The sequence below is a fragment of the Brevibacterium sp. ZH18 genome, from assembly GCF_022748595.1.
Lineage (GTDB): Bacteria > Actinomycetota > Actinomycetes > Actinomycetales > Brevibacteriaceae > Brevibacterium.
Genome location: NZ_JALDSX010000006.1, coordinates 81,514 through 101,308, shown reverse-complemented (window position 1 = coordinate 101,308; position 19,795 = coordinate 81,514). Strand labels below are relative to the sequence as shown.

The following is a 19,795-nucleotide window of genomic DNA, read 5'->3' as shown; positions in this document are numbered from 1 at the left end:
ATGTGTCTGGCAAGAACTCAGTCGACCGAGGAACCGTGTCCGATCACGGGTCCGATGACCCGGTTGAGCGGAATGAACCCGCCGCCCGGACGGCCCAGCAGCGCTCGTGAGTCCGCAGAATTGTTCCGGTTGTCGCCCATCACCCACATCGTGTCGGGCGGCACTTCGATCGAGAAGTCAACGGCCGAGGCAGGCTTCGGTGCGTACGGTTCGGCGAGGGGTTCGTCGTTGAGCAGAAGCCGACCCTGGGCGTCACAGCACTTGACTGTGTCACCGCCGACGGCGATGACGCGCTTGACATAGTAGACGTCACGGTCACCGAGACCCACCCACGAGCCCATCTTCTGCAGCGGAGATGGCGGGGCGTCGTTGACGAAGGAGCCGCGGCCGTCGAAGACGACGATGTCACCGCGCTGGATGTCACCGCGCAGTGCATCAGGGCGCCAGACGGTGATGGTTTCGCCGACCGTGAGCGTCGGCTGCATGGAGGCACTGGGGATCGTGAATCTCTGAATGACGAAGCCACGGACTGATCCTCCGAGGACGATGATGAGGACGGCGACGATCGCGACGACCTTCCAAAACCGCGCCGAGAACAGAAAACGCGACCCGAAGGTCGCGTTCTCTGTGTTCTTCGGCACTGTGTGATCTTCACCCACGGTGCCAGGCAATGAATCAGGCCTTTTCGCGGATACGTGCAGCCTTGCCGCGCAGGTTGCGCAGGTAGTACAGCTTGGCGCGGCGAACGTCGCCGCGGCTGAGGACCTCGATCTTCTCGACGATGGGCGAGTGCACCGGGAAGGTGCGCTCGACTCCGACGCCGAAGCTGATCTTACGGGCGGTGAACGTCTCGCGGACACCGTCGCCCTGGCGACGGATGACGATTCCCTTGAAAACCTGGATACGCGACCGGGAACCTTCAACCACGCGAACGTGGACGTTGAGGGTGTCACCGGGGCGGAACGCGGGAACGTCGGACTTCAGCGAGGCTGCATCGACAACATCGAGCTTCTGCATTGTGTTTCTCCTGTATCCCCTGCTTCAGGTCGAGGACACGCATATCGGACCGGATGAACCGGTGATTGGATCGTCTGCCGGGATCACTCCCCGAAATCCGCTGATGATGACATCGGCGGACGGCTAGGGCACCCATCCCCCTGAAGCAGGTGGATGCCAACAACCGCGACGACTTATTCTGTCACGGTTTCGGCTCTTGACTCAACTCGTCGAGAACCGCACGATCGTGCTTGTCAAGATTCGTCAGCTCGGCGAGCAGATCCGGTCGAACTTCGGCGGTCCGCTCGAGCCGGCGGTCCCGTCGCCAGCGGGCGATCGCCCCGTGATTTCCGCTGAGCAGGATCTCCGGCACGTCGTGTCCGCGCCACGAGGCTGGCTTCGTGTAGATCGGGTACTCGAGGAGACCGTCCTCATGGCTCTCCTCGGTCAGCGACTCAGGATTGCCGATGACCCCCGGGATGAGCCGGCTGATGGCCTCGATCATCACCATCGAGGCGACCTCTCCCCCGTTGAGGACATAGTCGCCGATGCTCATCGGCCGCAGGTCGAAGTGCTCACCCGCCCAGTCGATGACGCGCTGATCGATGCCTTCGTAGCGCCCGCAGGCGAACACCAGGTGGTCGGCTCCCGCGAGTTCCTCGGCGATGCGCTGTTTGAACACGGTGCCGGCAGGGCTGGGAACGATGAGGATCGGCTTAGACGTGGTCGCGCTGCCCGGATCCCCGCCGAGGCTGTCGTCAACAATGCCCACACCTCCCCCGAGGCTGTCGTCGGCAACAACCGGACCGTGGCCCAGGATGTGCTCGAGGGCCAAGGCCCACGGTTCGGCCTTCATCACCATGCCGGCGCCTCCCCCGTAGGGAGAGTCGTCGACGGTGTTGTGGCGGTCGAACGTGAAGTCCCGCAGGTCATGGACGTCGAGGTCGATCAGTCCCTGCTCGACGGCCTTGCCGATGAGGGACAGCTTCAGTCCGGCCAAGTACTCCGGGAAGATCGAGACGACATCGATCGACATCGCACGGTTCATGCGCGAATCACTCATTCCGCGTCGAGAAGACCGGCCGGAGGGGTGACCTTGATCCAGCCGGCTTCGACGTCGACCTCCGGAACGATTGCTGTGACGAAGGGGATGAGAACCTCATGTCCCGTCTCGTGCTTCATATGGAGGAGATCCTGCGCGGTGCCATTCGTCACGTCGACGATCTCACCGACACGGTTCTCTCCGTCGAAGACGGCGAGTCCGATGAGGTCTTCGAGGTACCAGGCGTCGTCTTCTTCCTCGTCTTCGACTTCGTCGGTGAGGATGAGAGTGTTGCGGATCTCTTCGGCGCGGCTCCGGTCGGCCACCTCGTCGAAGGCCAGCAGCAGTCGGTCCCGGTGCCACCTCGCGGACTTCAGTGTGAGCTCTCCGATGTCGGGTTGGGTGGAGTACGCCCGCCCCGGGATCAGGCGTTCGTCGGGTCGGTCAGTGCGCACCTCGACGGTGAACTCTCCCTTGATGCCGTGCGGCTTGCCCAACCGGGCAATCACCGTGTCCATGCTGCTCCTCGTGCTCTTGTGCGCGTCGTATCTGTGTTCCTGCAGCCTCGGCGACTGAGGGTATGTCAGTGTGCAGTCTAACCGTGCACGGTGCCGAGGCGGTGCCGGGTGAATGCAGAAGAGGGGCGCAGCGGTGTGCTGCGCCCCTCTCATGATGAAGGTGTTACGCCTCGATGAGGTCCACTCGCACCGACTCACGGCCGGCAAGAGAGTTGATCACAGTGCGCAGGGCCTTAGCGGTTCTCCCTGCACGACCGATGACACGGCCGAGGTCTTCCGGGTGAACCCGGACCTCGAGCGTCGTCCCGCGCTGTGATGAACGGGATCGAACTGCCACATCGTCAGGATGATCGACGATGCCGCGGACCAGGTGTTCGAGCGAATCAGCCAACATCTCAGGCTTCAGCGCTCTCTTCAGAAGCGGCCGGAGCAGTTTCCTCGGCAGGTGCTTCAGCAGCCTTGTCCGAACCCTTAGGGGTGATTGCTTCCTTGATCACGGATTCCGCGGTGGGAGCAACGAACGGAGTCTTCTCCGGCTGAGGCTTCACAGTGTTGACTGCTTCACCGACACCGGTGAACTTCTGCCAGTCACCGGTGAGCTTGAGCAGGGTGCGAACCTGATCGGTCGGCTGCGCACCGACGGACAGCCAGTGCTGGGCGCGGTCCGAATCGATCTCGATGACCGAAGGGTTGCGGGTCGGGTGGTAGATGCCGATCTGCTCGATCGCCTTACCATCGCGACGGGTGCGCGAATCGGCCACGACGACGCGGTAGAACGGTGCACGGATCTTGCCCATGCGGGTCAAACGAATTTTGACTGCCACTTTAGTGGTGTCTCCTTTTGTGTTTTTGTTGCACAGACGACCCGAAGAATCGTGGGGTTGACCTGCCGGTGTCCGTGACCTGGACTATCGCTCCGACGCGGAAGAGAGGGCCCGCAACGGTAGCAAAAGTACAAGAGTCAATTGTGCCAGAAAGGCCTACTTCTTGCCACCTGGGAACATTCCGCCGAATCCCTTCGGCAGATTGTTGAGATCGAAGTCCTCATCGTTGCCGAGATCGACACCGCCGAACGCGGAGCCGACGGGATCCTGTGCCTTTCCCGACTTCTTGTCGGCCTGAGCCTGCGCCTGCTGAGCGCGCTTGGCCGGGTTGCCCGACTGGCCGCCCTTGCGGCCCTTCTTCTTCGATACGGCCTTCTTCTTCCGGTTGGCACCGCCACCAGGCATTCCGCCCATACCGGGCATACCACCCATCCCCGGCATTCCGCCGCCGCCCATGCCGGGCATGCCGCCGCCGCGGGTCATTCCGCGCATCATCTTCTGTGCCTGGGTGAACCGCTCCATCAGCTGGTTGACGGCAGTCACGGTGGTGCCTGCACCCTTGGCGATGCGTGCACGACGAGACCCGTTGAGGATCTTCGGATTCGTGCGCTCCGCCGGTGTCATCGATCTCACAATGGCCTCGACGCGGTCGACTTCGCGTTCGTCGAAGTTCTCCAGCTGGTCCTTGTACTGGCTCATGCCGGGCATCATGCCCAGCATCTTCTTCATCGAGCCCATCTTCTTCAGGCCGGCCATCTGAGTCAAGAAGTCATTGAGGTCGAAGTCTTCTCCGGCTTCGACCTTCTTCTTGAGCTTCTCGGTCTCTTTTTCGTCGAAGTTCTTCTCGGCCTGTTCGATGAGGGTGAGGATGTCACCCATGTCGAGGATCCGGTCAGCCATCCGGTCAGGATGGAACTGTTCGAACTCCTTCATCGACTCGCCGGTCGACGCGAACATGATCGGCTTGCCTGTCACCTCGGCGACGGACAGGGCAGCACCACCGCGCGAGTCACCGTCGAGCTTCGAGAGCACGACACCGGTGAAGTCGACGCCTTCGAGGAACGCCTCGGCGGTCTTGACCGCGTCCTGACCGATCATCGCATCGATGACGAAGAGGACTTCGTCAGGGTTCACAGCAGTGCGGATGTCCGCTGCCTGCTGCATGAGCTCTTCGTCGATGCCGAGACGACCGGCCGTGTCGACGATGACGATGTCGTGCAGCTTCGTCTTCGCGACCTCGATCGAATCCGTGGCCACCTGCACCGGGTCGCCGACGCCGTTGCCGGGTTCGGGTGCATAGACGAACGCACCCGCACGCTCACCGACGATCTGAAGCTGGTTGACCGCGTTCGGGCGCTGAAGGTCCGCTGCGACGAGCATCGGACGGTGTCCCTCGGACTTCAGCCAGTATGCGAGCTTTCCGGCCAGAGTGGTCTTACCCGCACCCTGGAGGCCGGCGAGCATGATGACCGTCGGTGGTCGTTTGGCCAGAGACAGTCGCCGGGTCTCGCCGCCGAGGATGCCGACGAGTTCGTCATTGACGACCTTAACGACCTGCTGGCCCGGGTTGAGCGCGCCCGAGACCTCTTCGGACAGCGCTCTCTCACGAATCCGCCCGGTGAAAGCGCGGACGACAGGCAATGCGACGTCGGCGTCGAGGAGGGCGCGCCGGATCTCACGGATGGTGGCATCCACGTCGGCTTCGGACAGACGGCCCTTACCGCGCAAGTTCTTGAACGTCGCGGTGAGCCTGTCGGAGAGAGTATTGAACACGTACAAGCCTTCTTCACGATGAATTGGTCGACTCTCTAGACTAGCAACTCACCCGTGCTCGACTGAAACCGACTGAGCTGGGAATGCACTCATAACCGCGTTGAGCCCAGACAGAAGACGAGGCAGAGACGAGCGATCGCCTCGACGATGCGGCCGTTTCCACATCCTCGAGACGATCGCACCGAGGTCACCGGAACGAGTACGCCTGCTCCGCATGCTCGAACGCGTCGATGCCGTTGAGCTCATCGCGGGGATCGATGCGCAGTCCCATGGTCTTGCGCAGCACGAGAGAGATCACCAGGGTAACGGCACCTGCGTAGACGATGGCCACGAGCGTGGCGACGATCTGCGCGGTGAGGAGACCGAATCCGCCGCCGTAGAAGAGTCCGCCTGGCGTCTCCTCGCTCGGGAAGGCGAAGAGTCCGATCATCACAGTTCCGATGATTCCCGCCACGAGGTGGACGGCGACGACATCGAGCGCATCGTCATAGCGCAGGCGCCGCTTCAGATCGACGGCCAAGACCGCTCCGGCACCCGCGACGACGCCGATGATGATCGCGGCATAGGGGTCGACGTTGGCACAGGCAGGGGTGATCGCCACCAGGCCTGCGATTGCGCCGGAGACTCCGCCGATGCTGCTGGGCCGCTGCGAACGGAACTTCTCGACGACGATCCAGGTGATCATGCCGGCCGCCGGTGCAGCCAAGGTGTTGACCCAGATGAGCCCGGCCTGCTCGACCGTCGAGGCGGCCCCGCCATTGAACCCGAACCACCCGAACCACAGCAGCGCGGCGCCGACGACCGTGATCGGAATGTTGTGGGGTTTGTGCGGAGTCGAGTAGCGTGCCCGGCGGCCCATGACGATGACGAGCACGAGAGCTGAGACGCCGGCGTTGATGTGGACGACAGTGCCGCCAGCGAAGTCGATGGCGGGTCCGAAGACGCTGCCGATCGCGCCCGAGGCGCTGAGCAGGCCGTCGCCCCACACCATGAACGCCAGCGGGCAGTAGACGAGCGTGACCCACGCGGCAGAGAAGACCAGCCAGGTGGAGAATTTGGCGCGGTCGGCGACAGCACCGGCGATGAGGGCGATCGCGATCATGGCGAACGTCGCGCCGTAGCCGATCGAGATCAAGGTCTCCGGCTGTTTGGTGACCGCGTCAGTCAGACCGATCTGCGACAGAGGATCGCCGAAGATTCCGGCGACCGATTCACCCGAACTCAGCCCGTATCCGTAGAGGACCCAGACAAGTCCGCCCACGGCCATCGCGGAGAAGACCATCATCATCATGTTGATGCTCGAAGTGATTCGAGTCATCCCGCCATAGAAGAAGGCCACGCCGGGGGTCATGAGCAGGACCAGCCCCGCCGCGACCATCATCCACACATTCACTGCATCGAGTTCCATGTCGTCTCTTTCACGTCTCTGTCGGTTCCGAAACGAACCGAACAGTGACAGTGTCCATGACGCATGTCACAGCAGTGAGTCAGCAATGTTTCCAGTATGTGACACGGCAGTTCTCACCAGGAAAAACAGCCCTCGGGCATGACCGAATTCCAACAGGGCCGAACAGTCGAGCTGGCGCCTGCCAGTCGAGTTGGCGCCTGTCAGCCGAGCTGGCGCCTGTCAGTCGAGCAGTGCGTCGACGAATCCCTCGGCGGTGAACGGCGCAAGGTCGTCGGCACCCTCACCGAGGCCGATGAGTTTGACCGGGACTCCGAGCGCACGCTGGACAGCCACAACAATTCCGCCCTTAGCCGTCCCGTCGAGTTTGGTCAGGACGATACCGGTGATGTTGACCGCCTCGGCGAAGACCTTGGCCTGCTGCATCCCGTTCTGTCCGGTTGTGGCATCGAGGACGAGGAGGACCTCGTCGATCTCGTGACCTTCGCCCAGCGGGCGCGTGGCCACACGCTTGACCTTGCCGAGCTCATCCATGAGACCGATCTTGTTCTGCAGACGCCCGGCCGTGTCGACGAGCACGACGTCGGTGCCTTCGGCCTTGCCGCGCTCGACGGCAGAATAGGCCACCGAGGCGGGATCGGCGCCTTCTTCGCCGCGCACGGTTTCGACGCCGACCCGTCCGCCCCACGTCGCGAGCTGCTCCGAGGCCGCAGCGCGGAATGTGTCGGCAGCGCCCAGCAGCACGGTCTTGTCCTCAGCGACGAGGACGCGGGCGATCTTGCCCACCGTCGTCGTCTTGCCGGCGCCGTTGACGCCGACGACGAGCATCACCGCTGGTTCCCCGGAGACGTGCGACGTCGCGAGCTCGCGGTCCATCGTCGGATCGACGAGGCTGATGAGCTCTTCGCGCAGCAGGGCCCTGACCTCTTCGGGGTCGCGGGTTCCGAGGACCTTGACGCGCTCACGGAGACGGTCGACGAGCTCCGTGGTCGGGTCGACTCCGACGTCGGCGAGGATGAGGGTGTCCTCGATCTCCTCCCACGTCGATTCGTCGAGGTTGTCGCGCGAGAGCAGGTTGAGCAGGCCCCGACCCAGGCCGGAGTTCGACTTCGCGAGTCGTTCGCGCAGTCGGACCAGGCGGTTCGCGGGCTCGGTGGGAACCTCGGAGCCGCGGGCCGACTCCTTCTCCTTGGCGACCGCCTCGGAGATGTCATCGATCTTGAGTTCGCCGGTGACGTCGGCGTCGATGCCCTGCTTGTCCTGCAGGCCCTTCTTCTTGGCATTGACACGCAGAGTGATGCCCAGTCCGACGACCAGGATGAAGACGATGGCTGCGACGACGAGCAATATGATCGGCTGATCCATTGGCGTACGTCCTCCTTAGATTGGCTGCTGGCCTGTGCTTGGCGATCGGCCTTGGATTGGCTGCCGGCCTGCCGACTCGCACTGTGGACGCAGGCCGATGGAGCGTGGGGCTGGCCGCCCGAACTGATCAGGCCGGTCGCGCCCCGTGCACCCTGGTCTCAGGGTGCGGTGAATGATCGGGTCATGAACCTCGGCTGCCGAAGAGCAGACCCGCGGTGGTTCTCCACCCGGTGCCCGATTCGGGGATCTTCCAGTGGCGGGTGCGCGGCCTGACGGTCAGCAGCGATGGCGCGGCATGCCGTCGCGGCTGCGGTCGCAGGACGTAGGAGTGGTCGCGGATCGCCGTGACCGCTGCCTGCTCGCGAGTGGCCAGATGGGAGGTGCCGTCGTCGTGTCCGAAGAATTCATGGACTTCGTCGTCATAGCCTGTCCACTGTCCGGGCAGGCGGAACCGCTGCACATCGGAGGAGTATTTGAGTCGGCCTTCGGCGCGCAGTCCGGGCAACGCTACGAGGAGGACGACGACGAGAGCGAGTGCGAACGAGACGGCGAGACCGACGATGACGACGAGTACTGCATTCATGCCCTCGAGCCACCTCGTGGTTCAGCCGACTCGGCCATGGACGTCTCGCTCCTCAGGGTTTCCGACAACACTTCTTCGCCTCAAGTCTATAGGCCAGAGCAACGACATGTGTGCTCCGGGGCCGTGTGGCAGTTGGAGAATTCCCTGGGACTCCGCTGAACGGTCACGGGATTCGCTGCGAGATGACCTTCGACACACCGTCGCCGTGCATCGTGACGCCGTAGAGTGCATCGGCGATCTCCATCGTCCGCTTCTGGTGGGTGATGACGATGAGCTGCGACGAGTCCTGCAGCTCTTCGAACACGGTCAGCAGGCGCGAGAGGTTGAGGTCGTCGAGTGCCGCTTCGACTTCGTCCATGACGTAGAACGGACTGGGGCGGGCTTTGAAGATCGCAACGAGCATGGCCACGGCGACCAGCGATCGTTCGCCGCCGGAGAGCAGCGACAGCCGTTTGACCTTCTTGCCCGCGGGACGCGCATGCACGTCGACGCCCGTGGTCAGCATGTCATCGGGTTCGGTCAGACTCAGCGAGCCCTCACCGCCGGGGAACAGTCGGGAGAAGATGTCCTCGAACTCCCGCGCCGTATCCGCATAAGCCTCGGCGAAGACACGTTCGACGTGTCTGTCGACCTCCTCGACGAGTTTCATCAGGTCGCGCCTGGAGGCTTCGATGTCAGCGATCTGCTTCTCGAGGAACTGGTGCCGCTCCTTGAGCGCCTCATACTCCTCAAGTGCCAGCGGATTGACCGTGCCGATGCGTTTGAGCGCGGCGCTGGCCTGTTTGTGCGCCTTCTCGACCTCGGAACGCACATAGGGCCGTTCGTCCTCGCCCTCGTCGAACCCGGGCACCGGAGTGTGCGGACCGTAGAGTTCGACGAGCCGGTCGAGTCCGAGTCCGGTCTCCTCCCCCGCCCGATTCTCGATCTCCTCGAGTTTGAGGCGGAAGCGCTCCTTCGCGAGTTCGGCTTCGGCCGCCGCATCCTTGAGCCGCTGGAGTTCCGTGCGCGTGGTGCCCAATTCCTCGCCGAGGCTGCCCTTCTCCTTGCGCAGTCCCCCACGCTCGTCGACGAGGACCTGGATCTGCGAGCCGAGTTCGCCCACTGTGGATTCGGCGACCGTACCGACCTCGTGGGCGGTGTCTGCGATGAGCTGCGCCGAGGCGGCTGCCCGCTTCTTCCGCGCGATCGCCCGCTGGGCCTGCTCGCGGGCGGACTCCTCCGCGGCGGCTGCGCGCAGCAGGGAGTCGACGCGATCGGTGAGGAAGCGGGCCCGGTCCGTGGCTGCTCTGTGGCTGATGCGGGTTTCGATGACCTCTTCCGACGATTGCGACGCCTGTGAGCTCAGCTGGTCGCGGACCGTGGTGTCGACAACCTCTTCGACATCATCGGAGCCTGCCAGCGCGGCTTCCGCCGTGCGGGCATCCCGTTCTGCTGCTTCGAGTCGATTCGTCAGCTCCGCGGCGTTGTCCTGCGCGCGCTTGAGGCGGGTCTGCGCGACGCTGATGTCGCCGGTGATCCGCGAGACCTCTTCGGCGGCGGCCATGATCTTCGCATCGGAGGAGTGCAGCGATTCCAGAGCCTGCGCGGATTCGGCGCGTGCCGCGCTCAGCTGGTGTTCAACACGTTCGATGTCCGTGTCGATGCCGACCAGCACGGTTTGCAGGTCGGCGATCGCAGAGCGCGTGTCCTCAAGCGCAGTCTGTGAGGCCAGCCGGGTGCCCGAGGCTGTGCGGGCGCGGCTGATGCGTGTGGCTGTGACGAGTTCGCCATGGACGGTGACGGCTGTGAGGTCGGGACGGTTCTCGACGATCTGCAGCGCGGACTCGGCGTCCTGGGTGCACACGACCGACCGCAGCGTCGACGACAGCAGAGCGTCGAGTTCGGGGATGTCGCTCGTGACGACGTCGCGCAGCCACCGCACCGACTCATCCGAACCGTCGACTCCCGCGATTTCGGGCAGCGTGGGGGTCGCCGACGCTGTCGACGACCCTGTGGACGTCGTGCCGCCTTTGCCTGCGGCACGACCGGCCGCACCAGTGCCGCCCGAGGCGGCTGTTCCCGGATCGGCGCCCGCAGGGATCGTCAGGTTGACGTTCGTCTCCTCGCCGAGGTGGTCGAGCACTGTCAGCGCGACCCGGCCGGAGTCGACGAGGACCCCGCTGACCGTTGTCGACAGGGCCGCGGCGACGGCCATCTCAAATCCGGTGGACACGCTCAGACGCTCGGTCACGGCACTGCCGACTCCCGGCAGGTCCGCGTTGACGAGGTCTTCGAGGTCGGCTTCCAGCGCCGTGCCCAGGGCGAGGGCCTCGGCCCGGGCCTGAGCGGAGGCAAGTTCTGAGGCAGTCTGCGATTTGGCGGCCTTGAGTCTTTCGAATTCGGCCTCGAGGCCAGCCTGAGTTTCCCGCGCCGCCTCGTACGTGGTGTCGAGTTCGCTTTCACCGGCTTCGACGACCTCGACGGCGGCTTCGGCCGTCGCGAGCTCTTGGGCCCGCTCGCTGATGCGTTTCTCGACGGAGTCGATCTCGGTCCGGTTCGCCGCGATGCGCGCTGTGAGGTCGGTGATGCGCTCGAGTGCCTGTGAATGCTTCGACTGCAGCGTCGAACGGTTCTTGACGGCTTCGGTGATGGCCAGCTGTGCTGCCTTGACCTCGTCCTCGGCCTGTTTGAGCGCCAGAGCAAGCTCTTCCTTGCGCATCTGGGCCTGGTCGAGTGCCGTTGCCGACGCTTCGACCGCGCCCTGCGCCTCGGTGAGCTCCTCTTTGAAGTGGTTCGCCTGTCCGCGGAGTTCGTCGGGTGACTTAGACTCCCGGCGTCCCAGTCCGGTGACCTCGGAGAGGAGGTGGGATCGTTTGTCCTCGGCGCGTTGGGCGAGTCCGCGGGCACGCACGATCTGCGTCTGCGTCTTCGACTCCGCGGTGCGCAGATCCTCGAGCTCGGTCTCGACCGCGGTGAGTCGGCCTTCGATCTCCTGCAGGCGCTCTTCGGTTCGGGCTCGACGATGCTCGAGGTCGGAGATGCGGTCCCCGTGATCGCCGTCGCCGGTCGTCGTCGACGCCAGGGAGGCCTGGAGGCGCACGGCGTCATCGGCGAGGAGCCTGGCCGTGGCATCGCGCAGTTTGGCCTGGACGGTCGCGGCTTTCTGCGCCGCCTCGGCCTGACGACCCAGCGGTCCCAGCTGCCGGTTGAGTTCGGTGCGCAGATCGCCGAGGCGGTCGAGGTTCGTCTGCAGCCCCGTGAGCTTCCTGACCGCTTTGTCTTTGCGCCGACGGTGTTTAAGGACTCCCGCCGCCTCTTCGATGAAGCTGCGGCGCTCGATGGGATCAGCGTGGAGGATCGCATCCAGGCGCCCCTGCCCCACGATGACGTGCATCTCTTTGCCCAGACCGGAGTCGTTGAGCAGCTCCTGGATGTCGAGCAATCGCGCCGGGGTGCCGTTGACTGCGTATTCGCTGCCGCCGGTGCGGAAGAGAGTCCGCGAGATCGTAACCTCGGTGTAGTCGACGGGGATGGCGCCGTCGGTGTTGTCGATGGTCAGGGTCACCTCGGCGCGGCCGAGGGCCTGACGTTTCGAGGTTCCGGCGAAGATGACGTCATCCATCTTGCCGCCGCGCAGGTTCTTCGCGCCCTGCTCGCCCATGACCCAGGACAGCGCATCCACGACATTCGACTTGCCGGAGCCGTTGGGTCCGACGACGCACGTGATGCCGGGCTCGAACTTGAGTGTCGTGGCCGAGGCAAAGGATTTGAATCCGCGCAGGGTCAGGCTTTTGAGATGCATTGTGCACTCAGCATATCCGCCCCCGGGCCCGAACTGCGGGACCTGAAGCCGGCGAAGGGCAGGAGATCACGACCTCTGAACCTGCAATCGTCGAATCTTTTGATAGAATGTCTCCTCGTGCGCCGATATCGGCGCTGTTCCTCCGTAGCTCAGTTGGCAGAGCATTCGACTGTTAATCGAAGGGTCGCTGGTTCGAGCCCAGCCGGGGGAGCATGAGAAGGGCCTCGTCGTTCACGACGGGGCCCTTCCCCATGCGGTTCTTCCGATGAGTCCCAGACGTGCTGCTCGGCGCCGGACAGCAGCGGCCAGATCGCCTCAACCTGGGCTCATCTGAGAAGATCATCAATGTGAACCGACAGAAATCTGTCAATTCGGGCATGAGTGGAGTCAGCGCTTCACGCCGTCCGATGCAATTCGATGCCGTCCACGAACAGGAAGGAGTGCCGGTCTCAGATGCCCGCAGAGCCATTGCGGTCGATCCGGCCGGCAAGCATCCCCAATGAGCAGTGATACCACCAAGACTCAGGAGCTGATCAAGCACCTGAAGAATCCGACCACGAAGCAGAAGCCGCTCATCCGCCAGGGCGTCGACAAAGTGGTGTTCTTCACCGCCGGCGTTCTGGCCATCGGCTTCGTCGTCTGGGGATTCGTGTCTCCGGACAGCCTGGGGGCTGTCGCAGGCACCCTGCTGACCGGCGTCATGAACAACTTCGGCTGGCTCTTCGTCATCGCCGCGACCATCTTCACGATCTTCGTCATCGTCGTCGCCATGTCCAAGTTCGGACGAATCCCGCTGGGCCGAGACGATGAGAAGCCGCAGTTCAAGACGTCATCGTGGATCTCGATGATGTTCGCCACCGGCATGGGCATCGGTCTGGTGTTCTCCGCCGTCGGTGAGCCGCTCTTCTTCTACATGTCTCCCCCGCCGAACACTGTCGACGGCTCCTCCGCCGAGGCGATGGGCACCTCGATGGGCACGACGCTCTTCCACTGGACTCTCTACCCCTGGGCGATGTACGCCATCGTCGGCCTCGGTATCGCCTACGGTTCCTTCCGCCTCGGACGGTCGCAGCTCTTCTCCTCGATGTTCACCCCGCTGTTCGGCGAACGCGCCGTCAACGGAATCGGCGGCAAGGTCATCAACATCCTCGCGATCCTCGCGACGCTCTTCGGCTCCGCCTGCTCGCTGGGCCTCGGCGCGATCCAGATCGGCGGCGGCATCGAGTCCGCAGGCATCATGTCCGATGTCAGTTCGCCGATCCTCGTCATCATCATCGCGATCCTCACCGCAGCCTTCGTCGCTTCGGCCGTATCCGGTGTCGAGAAGGGCATCCAGTGGCTGTCGAACATCAACATGGTGCTCGCGATCATCGTCGCGCTCATCGTGTTCATCGGCGGTCCGACGCTCTTCATCCTCAACGTGATCCCGTCCTCGCTCGGTTCGTTCATCGAGGATCTGCCGCAGATGGCCTCGCGGACCGCGGCCAACGGGCAGGACGTCAATGCATGGCTGTCGTCGTGGACCGTCTTCTACTGGGCATGGTGGGTCTCATGGTCGCCTTTCGTCGGCCTCTTCATCGCCCGCATCTCCCGCGGCCGCACCGTACGTCAGTTCGTTCTCGGCGTCCTCATCGTCCCCTCCGTCGTCTCGACCATCTGGTTCGCGATCTTCGGCGGTGGAGCCATCGGCATCCAGGAACGGGCCGAACGCGGCGAGGGCACGGTCAAGGCACTGGCGAAGGTCGTCGACGGCCAGCCGGACATCAACATGGATACGATCCTGTTCGACCTCCTCGGCGCGCTTCCGCTGCCGAACCTCATCGCCATCATCCTAATGATCGTCACGGTGATCCTCATCGCCATCTTCTTCGTCACCGGCGCCGACTCCGCCTCGATCGTTATGGGCACATTGTCGGCCAACGGCCGCGAAGAGCCGGGCAAGGGCCTCGTGCTCTTCTGGGGTGTGGCCACCGGTGCTGTAGCTGCGGTGATGCTGCTGGCAGGAGGTTCCGACCCCGCCGAGGCCCTCGAAGGTCTGAAGAACATCACGATCGTGGCGGCGTTGCCGTTCGTCATCGTCATGCTGCTGCTGTGTGTGGCTGTGTGGAAGGACCTGTCCCGAGATCCGCTGATCATCCAGGGACAGCTGGCCAACCACATCCTCGAGCAGTCGGTGGCCACGGCCGTCGACGAATACCATGGCGAGGTCTTCGGACTCGAGACCTCCGAACTGCCGGAGGATCACATCGAGGACGACTCCGACGCCGAGGCGACTGCGACGTCATCGTCGAAGGTTGACGACACAGCCGGAGACGGCACAGACACCACCAAGTAGGCGTGAGTGCGCTGACATGAGAGCACAGCAGCAACGCTGTTGATGCAGAAGGCGCCGAACATACCGTTTCACGGGTGTTCGGCGCCTTCGTCGTTCCTCAGCGGTAGGCCGTCGTCGTTGCTCAGCGGTAGCGCGACGGCTTCTGGCAGTTCGCGCAGAAATGGCTGCCACGGCCGCCGATGGTCATCTTCTCGATCTCGGTCCCGCAGCGCACGCATTCCTGGCCGCCGCGGCCGTAGACAAGCAGAGCACGGTCGAAATAGCCCGACTCACCATTGACATTGACGTAGAGCGCGTCGAAGCTCGTCCCGCCGACGGCCAGAGCATCGCCCATCACCTGCGTCGCTGACTCGAGGACAGCAGCCAATCGGGACTTGCGTGTACGGGCCGGATTCGCCAACGGGTGGATGCCTGCCCGGAAGAGCGCCTCATCGGCGTAGATGTTCCCGATGCCGCTGACCAGGGTCTGATCGAGCAGCGCGGACTTGAGCGCCGTGCGCTTGCGAGAGAGCTGTTCGAGAGCGAGACCGGGTTCGAATGCGGCCTCGAGAGGGTCCGCGGCGATGTGATTCGCCGAGGCAGGCACCAACCGTCCGAAGGCATGCACCAAGGGCTGCACGCCCAAGTGGCCGAAGATGCGTTGGTCGACGAACCGCAGATCGTAGGTTTCGCCTCCGCGTTCGAGCCGCAGGATCGCTCGCGTGTGCCGGTGGATCTCGTCCCCGGCCTGATGCACGCGCAGTTGGCCGCTCATGCCCAGGTGGACGAGGAGGCTGAGTTCAGGCTCGGCGAGGTCAGCAACCTGGCCCAGGGCGGAGTCCTCCCCCAGCGTCAGCCACATGAACTTTCCCCGGCGCTCGGCGCCGATGATCCGACGACCGGTCACGGCTGCGACGAACCCTTCGGCTGCGGCAGCATTGATGCGACGCTGGGACGTCGTACCCAGGATTCGGGGGTCGAGCACCTCGGCGCCGGTGATCGTGGCCCCTGCGGTCCAGTCTTGGACGCCGAGGCGGACGCTCTCGACTTCGGGAAGCTCAGGCATCACACGCCCCTTCGACTCGTCGCGGCCGGGGCGGGACTCGGTGGTCCCGTCCCGACGATGTTCAGCGCCTGTAGTCCGGGTAGATGGTGCGGATGGCCTTGACGGCGACTTCCGCAGCGGCGGCCTCAGCGGCCTTCTTCGACGACCCGTCGCCGCTTCCCCAGCCGTTGTCTCCCAGATGGGCGGTGGCGGTGAAGACCATGGCGTGATCGGGTCCCGAGGACACGATCTCGTAGCTGACGGGACCCAGTTCGAGGTCGGCGGCAGCTTCCTGCAGGGTCGTTTTATAGTCCATCCCGGCACCGAGGTTGACCGCGTCGACGAGCATCGAATCGATGAGTCGGTGGACGAAGGCGAAGGCCGCCTCCCGTCCGCGCGAAACGAAGGTGGCGCCGATGAGCGCTTCGACGGTGTCGGCGAGGATCGAGTCCTTGTTGCGACCGCCGGTGAGCTCCTCACCCTTGCCCAGGAGGATATGGGTCCCGATGTCGTACTTGCGGGCGATCGATGCCAGTGCCCTGGTGTTGACCACGGCGGAGCGCATCTTGGCCAGTGAGCCTTCGGCCAGATCGGGATTGTCGTAGTACAGCGATTCGGTGGCCACGAGCCCCAGAACGGAGTCGCCCAGGAATTCCAGGCGTTCGTTCGTCGGGATCCCGCCGGCCTCGAAGGCGTACGAGCGGTGTGTCAGTGCCAGACGAAAAGTCTCGGGATCGATATCGATCCCGAGACTCTCCTTCAGTGCTGCTGTGGTGTCAGTTTCCACAGGTCAGACGTCAGCGACCTTGCGTCCCTTGTATTCAAGGAACAGCGGGGTGCCGGCTGCGTCTTCGACAACTTTGGCCTGGTGAGGGCGCGAGTACACAACGCGACCGTTCTCCACAGTCTTGACCAGGTTCGGAGCCTGAGCCTTCCACTGCGAACGACGGTGGCGGGTGTTGCTGCGCGACAATTTACGCTTCGGAACAGCCACGTCTAGCTCTCTTTCTTCTCATCCAACAAACTCTTCAATGATGCGAACGGCGATTCTGATTCGCTGTCGTCGTCCTCGAGGTCTTCACCCAGGGTGTAGCTGAACTCTTCGCTTCCGTCCCGTGAAGGGCTGAAAGGCAGAGCCATGACGACAGCATCTCTGATCGCGGGTTCGAGGTCGAGCTGATCCCGGTCGATGACATAGGAGTCCTCGTCGCCATCGGCCTGCTCATAGACGTACATCTCTTTGATGTCGACATCTATAGGCAACTCGATTTCGTCGAGAGTCCTTACGTCCTCGCCGCGGGCCACTGCCGAGACTGTGCCCGACACGTAGATTCCCTCTGACACGCTCTCGAACATCAGCTCGAGTGCCAGTGGTGAACCTTCTGCAACCCCGATCACTTCGATCTTGAGATCCGCCGGAGCAGACAGGGTGGTATTCACCCTCTCCCACTCACCCGGCTGACCGAGCAATCCCATCGATCTGAGATCATAGACGAATTCAGATCTGCGCTTCATGCTCGCTCCTTCCGGTGTGACTGCTGATGCTTACTCCTGCGTTCACACGCGACTCACCATTCTAATCATCATCGCCCGCCATTACCAATTGCGCTCCGCCCAGGCTCCGGGTGTTCCTGCTCACCATTTCTCGTGATGGTTGCGCCAAGTCACCCCGCCCGCCGCGATCAGCAGCGCTCCCGAGATCGTGAAGACGATCCCGGAGCCGGCGAAGACGGTCAGCAGCGAGGCCCCAGAGGGGATCGCGACCTGGCTGAGCCTGTTGCCTGCCAAGCGGATCGAGAGCACCGCCGCGCGGTTCGCCGGATCCGCCAGCGTCGAGACCCACGTCATCGTCAGCGGCTGGGTGAGTCCGAAGCAGAATCCCGCAACGAGCAGGAGGATCGCAAGCGTCCACGTCTGGGTGAGCACGGGGATGAGCAGGACGCAGGTTCCGGCCAGCACCGACGCCGTCCACAGGAGCGCCAGATTGCTCCACCTGCGAGTGAGCATTCCGATGATCAGGCGGGAGACGACAGAGGCGAGCGTGCGCAGGGTGAGCAGCCAGGTCACAGTCGTGACGGACAGTCCGTTCTGCTGGCCGATGAGCGGCAGATAGGCCGTCATCAGGTCGACCGCAGCCAGCGTCGTCATCGACGCGAGGATCGCGGGCTTCATCCCTCGGATCGAGAGCAGGGACCAGGGAGTACGGGAGTCCTTGGCCGCCTCGGCGCGGGAGATGTGCGGGGTCCTGCCCCGGAGCATGACGATGACGGCCGCGACCAGGGTGAGCGCGGAGATCGCGGTCATGAACCACAGGGCGCCGACGATGTGCGGGGATCCCCCGGTCGAGTCCGCGATCATGCCGGCGACCGGCAGGCCGATCGTCTGCCCGATCGAAACGCCGAGCGTGAGGTGGCCGAACTTCGCCGTCAGCGCCGAGGCCGGGAAGCTCTGCGGAATGAGCGCCTGGGACGCCACCGTGGTCAGCAGCTGACCGATGCCCAGACTCATCGTGGCCACGAGCAGCACGCCGAGGTTGGGCGCCACGGCCGCGAGCGCGACGGGCAGGACGGAGAGGATCGTTCCGGTCCACAGCACTGCTGTGGCATAGCCGCGGTCGACGAGTCGGCCGACGAAGAGCGCTGTGAGCAGCGGCACGAGCGAATAGCAGGCCGTCATGAGGCCGAGAACGACCCCGGTCCCACCCAGCTCCAGGGTTCGATAGGAGATGAGGACGCGCACACCGTTGTACGTCGCGTGTGCGACGACCGTATGGAGGATCAGGCCCAGGAACCACACCCGGGATGAGGAAGAGAAGCCGGGCATGCGTCAGTGAGCGGCGTTCAGTGCCTCGAGCACGGCCGCCGGCACCAGTCCTTCGATGTTGCCGCCACCGGCGTGGACTTCCTTGATCAGTGAGGAGGAGACGTGCTCGAATTCCGGATTGCCCGGCACGAAGATCGTCTCTAGTTCGCTCAGATGCTTGTTCATCAGCGCCATCGGCAGTTCGTAAGCGAAGTCCGTGCCCGAGCGCAGCCCCTTGACCACTGCCGGGGCGCCGACCTTGCTGCAGTAGTCGACGAGGAGGCCGCCGGGAACGAGGTCGATCGTGACGTTCTCGGCCCCTCGGGTCCGGTCATCGTCGGCCAGGGAACGCCGGATCAGATCGGCACGCGCCTCGGGGTCGAAGCGACCCGATTTCGAGGGATTGTGGACGACGGCGACGACGACTTCGTCGAACAGCCGCGCGCTGCGCGCGATGACATCGAGATGACCCATGGTGATCGGGTCATAGGAACCGGGGCAGACAACCTTCATGGCTTCATCGTATCCCGCAGCGCCGACCACTGATCGTCGATGGGTGCGTCACGATCGTCGGCCTTGACCACGACCGCATCGGGTTCGGCGGCAGGATTGCGCAGACGTGCGGCGGCACCGGCCATCACTCTGCCCACGATGTCGAGTGAAGCGGCCTCATCTCCGGCAGCGACCGCCTCGGCGAGTTCCCGGTGGGTCTCGATGAGGTCGCAGCGGACCTCATAGCCGCGCGGATCGGACAGGGACAGCAGCCGAGTGTGGACCATCGAGACCTTCATCAGGTCGGTGAGCCGAACCGAGCCCGAGCACGCGACGATCGAATGATGGAAGTCGAGGTCCGCGTCGCCGATGAGTCGGGCGGTGTTGCCCTCGATGGCGTGCTCGAGCCGGTCGAGTGCCTGCAGGATGCCCGCGGTGGGCTTCTTTGACCGGATGACTATCTTCACGGCCTGCACCTCGATCGCCTCGCGGACTGCATAGACATCGCCGATGTCGGCCGGCTTCATCCGCTTGACCCAGACACCACGGCCGGGCGCATGGGTCATCACCCCTTCACTGACGAGGCGCTGCAGAGCCTCCCGCAGTGAGGGTCGGGAGACGACGAGGAGCTCTGCCGTGCGGACCTCGTTGATCGACTGCCCTGGGGACAGGGAGCCACTGTAGATCGCGTTTCGAATCTGGTCGGCGATGAGGTCGATCGTCGACGAGCGCACTACCTTGCGCAGGACAGGGAGCTCTGAGGTCGGCGGTTGGGTCATATTACGATCATATAACGTTGTCTGACAATGTGACATCCGGACAACAAAAGTATTGAATAGTGTTCTTGAGACGCAC

At 63.9% G+C, this 19,795-nt stretch carries 20 protein-coding genes and 1 tRNA gene; 3 read left to right on the top strand and 18 right to left on the bottom strand.

Annotation, left to right across the window (positions count from 1 at the left end; all coding sequences use genetic code 11):
* Window positions 1-17 precede the first annotated feature (17 nt).
* The 11 genes from lepB to MPN20_RS04095 all read right to left on the bottom strand — a co-directional run bounded on the left by lepB (window position 18) and on the right by MPN20_RS04095 (window position 12,287).
* The gene (gene lepB, locus MPN20_RS04145; protein WP_242779818.1) at window positions 18-641 is read right to left on the bottom strand and encodes a signal peptidase I; all 624 of its coding nucleotides are present in this window, start codon (window positions 639-641) and stop codon (window positions 18-20) included.
* Window positions 642-675: 34 nt separating this feature from the next.
* Window positions 676-1,017, bottom strand: coding sequence for a 50S ribosomal protein L19 (rplS, locus tag MPN20_RS04140; RefSeq protein ID WP_242779816.1), 342 nt, complete (start codon window positions 1,015-1,017; stop codon window positions 676-678).
* A gap of 181 nt (window positions 1,018-1,198) precedes the next feature.
* Entirely contained in the window at window positions 1,199-2,032 is an 834-nt protein-coding gene (gene trmD / locus MPN20_RS04135) for a tRNA (guanosine(37)-N1)-methyltransferase TrmD (protein WP_242779870.1), read from the bottom strand.
* Window positions 2,033-2,055: 23 nt separating this feature from the next.
* Window positions 2,056-2,556, bottom strand: coding sequence for a ribosome maturation factor RimM (gene rimM / locus MPN20_RS04130; RefSeq protein WP_242779814.1), 501 nt, complete (start codon window positions 2,554-2,556; stop codon window positions 2,056-2,058).
* 163 nt (window positions 2,557-2,719) lie between these two features.
* Window positions 2,720-2,950 (bottom strand): RNA-binding protein, encoded by a 231-nt coding sequence (locus MPN20_RS04125; RefSeq protein ID WP_009885102.1) that lies wholly within the window; start codon window positions 2,948-2,950, stop codon window positions 2,720-2,722.
* Between the two features lies 1 nt (window position 2,951).
* Entirely contained in the window at window positions 2,952-3,380 is a 429-nt protein-coding gene (gene rpsP, locus MPN20_RS04120) for a 30S ribosomal protein S16 (RefSeq protein ID WP_242779812.1), read from the bottom strand.
* Window positions 3,381-3,536: 156 nt separating this feature from the next.
* Entirely contained in the window at window positions 3,537-5,153 is a 1,617-nt protein-coding gene (gene ffh / locus MPN20_RS04115; RefSeq protein ID WP_242779810.1) for a signal recognition particle protein, read from the bottom strand.
* Between the two features lie 187 nt (window positions 5,154-5,340).
* Window positions 5,341-6,561 carry an ammonium transporter gene (locus tag MPN20_RS04110; protein ID WP_242779808.1) on the bottom strand — a complete coding sequence of 407 codons (1,221 nt, stop codon included), beginning with the start codon at window positions 6,559-6,561 and terminating at the stop codon, window positions 5,341-5,343.
* 219 nt (window positions 6,562-6,780) lie between these two features.
* Window positions 6,781-7,923, bottom strand: coding sequence for a signal recognition particle-docking protein FtsY (ftsY, locus tag MPN20_RS04105; RefSeq protein WP_242779806.1), 1,143 nt, complete (start codon window positions 7,921-7,923; stop codon window positions 6,781-6,783).
* 181 nt (window positions 7,924-8,104) lie between these two features.
* Entirely contained in the window at window positions 8,105-8,506 is a 402-nt protein-coding gene (locus MPN20_RS04100) for a hypothetical protein (RefSeq protein WP_242779804.1), read from the bottom strand.
* A 163-nt stretch (window positions 8,507-8,669) separates the two neighbouring features.
* Window positions 8,670-12,287, bottom strand: a complete 3,618-nt coding sequence (locus MPN20_RS04095; protein ID WP_242779802.1) for an AAA family ATPase — start codon at window positions 12,285-12,287, stop codon at window positions 8,670-8,672.
* A 138-nt stretch (window positions 12,288-12,425) separates the two neighbouring features.
* On the opposite strand from MPN20_RS04095, the gene MPN20_RS04090 reads away from it, so the two are divergent.
* The 3 genes from MPN20_RS04090 (at window position 12,426) to MPN20_RS04080 (ending at window position 14,622) form a co-directional block, all read left to right on the top strand.
* Window positions 12,426-12,498 (top strand) — tRNA-Asn (locus MPN20_RS04090).
* A gap of 67 nt (window positions 12,499-12,565) precedes the next feature.
* Complete coding sequence (locus tag MPN20_RS04085) at window positions 12,566-12,790, top strand: hypothetical protein (protein ID WP_242779800.1); 225 nt, start codon at window positions 12,566-12,568, stop codon at window positions 12,788-12,790.
* Window positions 12,787-14,622, top strand: coding sequence for a BCCT family transporter (locus tag MPN20_RS04080; protein ID WP_242779798.1), 1,836 nt, complete (start codon window positions 12,787-12,789; stop codon window positions 14,620-14,622). The genes MPN20_RS04085 and MPN20_RS04080 overlap by 4 nt, the downstream gene beginning before the upstream one ends.
* 121 nt (window positions 14,623-14,743) lie before the next feature.
* Here the strand turns inward: MPN20_RS04080 and mutM are convergent, their stop codons facing one another.
* The 7 genes from mutM to MPN20_RS04045 all read right to left on the bottom strand — a co-directional run bounded on the left by mutM (window position 14,744) and on the right by MPN20_RS04045 (window position 19,719).
* Window positions 14,744-15,667 (bottom strand): bifunctional DNA-formamidopyrimidine glycosylase/DNA-(apurinic or apyrimidinic site) lyase, encoded by a 924-nt coding sequence (gene mutM / locus MPN20_RS04075; RefSeq protein ID WP_242779796.1) that lies wholly within the window; start codon window positions 15,665-15,667, stop codon window positions 14,744-14,746.
* A gap of 61 nt (window positions 15,668-15,728) precedes the next feature.
* On the bottom strand, window positions 15,729-16,433 hold the full coding sequence (rnc, locus tag MPN20_RS04070; RefSeq protein WP_242779794.1) for a ribonuclease III: 705 nt from the start codon (window positions 16,431-16,433) through the stop codon (window positions 15,729-15,731).
* Between the two features lie 3 nt (window positions 16,434-16,436).
* On the bottom strand, window positions 16,437-16,640 hold the full coding sequence (gene rpmF / locus MPN20_RS04065; RefSeq protein WP_242779792.1) for a 50S ribosomal protein L32: 204 nt from the start codon (window positions 16,638-16,640) through the stop codon (window positions 16,437-16,439).
* Window positions 16,641-16,642: 2 nt separating this feature from the next.
* Window positions 16,643-17,161, bottom strand: a complete 519-nt coding sequence (locus tag MPN20_RS04060) for a DUF177 domain-containing protein (RefSeq protein WP_242779790.1) — start codon at window positions 17,159-17,161, stop codon at window positions 16,643-16,645.
* Between the two features lie 120 nt (window positions 17,162-17,281).
* Window positions 17,282-18,469 carry an MFS transporter gene (locus MPN20_RS04055; RefSeq protein ID WP_242779788.1) on the bottom strand — a complete coding sequence of 396 codons (1,188 nt, stop codon included), beginning with the start codon at window positions 18,467-18,469 and terminating at the stop codon, window positions 17,282-17,284.
* A gap of 3 nt (window positions 18,470-18,472) precedes the next feature.
* Window positions 18,473-18,961: a pantetheine-phosphate adenylyltransferase gene (coaD, locus tag MPN20_RS04050; RefSeq protein ID WP_242779786.1), complete on the bottom strand. Its 489-nt coding sequence runs from the start codon at window positions 18,959-18,961 to the stop codon at window positions 18,473-18,475.
* Window positions 18,958-19,719, bottom strand: a complete 762-nt coding sequence (locus MPN20_RS04045) for a GntR family transcriptional regulator (RefSeq protein WP_242779784.1) — start codon at window positions 19,717-19,719, stop codon at window positions 18,958-18,960. Before MPN20_RS04045 ends, coaD begins: the two co-directional genes overlap by 4 nt.
* Between the last annotated feature and the right edge of the window lie 76 nt (window positions 19,720-19,795).

Excerpts from the sequence above, each read along its gene's own strand:
- rplS (WP_242779816.1), bottom strand. The coding sequence starts at position 1,017 with ATGCAGAAGCTCGATGTTGTCGATGCAGCCTCGCTGAAGTCCGACGTT.
- MPN20_RS04055 (WP_242779788.1), bottom strand. The coding sequence starts at position 18,469 with ATGCCCGGCTTCTCTTCCTCATCCCGGGTGTGGTTCCTGGGCCTGATC.
- MPN20_RS04080 (WP_242779798.1), top strand. The coding sequence starts at position 12,787 with ATGAGCAGTGATACCACCAAGACTCAGGAGCTGATCAAGCACCTGAAG.
- MPN20_RS04110 (WP_242779808.1), bottom strand. The coding sequence starts at position 6,561 with ATGGAACTCGATGCAGTGAATGTGTGGATGATGGTCGCGGCGGGGCTG.
- ftsY (WP_242779806.1), bottom strand. The coding sequence starts at position 7,923 with ATGGATCAGCCGATCATATTGCTCGTCGTCGCAGCCATCGTCTTCATC.
- MPN20_RS04060 (WP_242779790.1), bottom strand. The coding sequence starts at position 17,161 with ATGAAGCGCAGATCTGAATTCGTCTATGATCTCAGATCGATGGGATTG.
- MPN20_RS04095 (WP_242779802.1), bottom strand. The coding sequence starts at position 12,287 with ATGCATCTCAAAAGCCTGACCCTGCGCGGATTCAAATCCTTTGCCTCG.
- MPN20_RS04100 (WP_242779804.1), bottom strand. The coding sequence starts at position 8,506 with ATGAATGCAGTACTCGTCGTCATCGTCGGTCTCGCCGTCTCGTTCGCA.
- trmD (WP_242779870.1), bottom strand. The coding sequence starts at position 2,032 with ATGTCGATCGATGTCGTCTCGATCTTCCCGGAGTACTTGGCCGGACTG.
- MPN20_RS04045 (WP_242779784.1), bottom strand. The coding sequence starts at position 19,719 with ATGACCCAACCGCCGACCTCAGAGCTCCCTGTCCTGCGCAAGGTAGTG.
- coaD (WP_242779786.1), bottom strand. The coding sequence starts at position 18,961 with ATGAAGGTTGTCTGCCCCGGTTCCTATGACCCGATCACCATGGGTCAT.
- rimM (WP_242779814.1), bottom strand. The coding sequence starts at position 2,556 with ATGGACACGGTGATTGCCCGGTTGGGCAAGCCGCACGGCATCAAGGGA.
- MPN20_RS04125 (WP_009885102.1), bottom strand. The coding sequence starts at position 2,950 with ATGTTGGCTGATTCGCTCGAACACCTGGTCCGCGGCATCGTCGATCAT.
- mutM (WP_242779796.1), bottom strand. The coding sequence starts at position 15,667 with ATGCCTGAGCTTCCCGAAGTCGAGAGCGTCCGCCTCGGCGTCCAAGAC.